The organism is Bradyrhizobium sp. Kon56 (assembly GCF_055807635.1).
Genome location: NZ_JBVVOU010000399.1, coordinates 1 through 275, shown reverse-complemented (window position 1 = coordinate 275; position 275 = coordinate 1). Strand labels below are relative to the sequence as shown.

Sequence of the window (275 nt, the reverse complement as noted above, 5' to 3'; positions counted from 1 at the left end):
TACCCGTGCCCGCGATGAGGCCGCGCAATGGTTCGTGCGCCTGCAGGATGGCGAGCTGAGCGCGCAGGAACGTCAGCGTTTCGAGGCCTGGCGCGCGCAGCGGCCTGAGCATCGATATGAGTTCGATGTGCTGCAAGGTCTGTGGAACGCAGCGGACCTGCTGCCCAAGGTCCGGCTGCAGGCCCTCGGCGATGCGCCGATCGAGCGCCCCCTGCGCCGCGCCGTGCTGCGTTATGCACTGGCTGCCAGCGTGGTCGCCGTTGCGCTGGGCCTGG

The 275-nt window shown here is 69.5% G+C and carries 1 protein-coding gene; it reads left to right on the top strand.

Annotated features, from left to right (window positions below; genetic code table 11):
* The coding region (locus tag AC0L3B_RS39445) for a FecR/PupR family sigma factor regulator (protein WP_473383206.1) at positions 1-275 on the top strand (275 nt) is incomplete at both ends.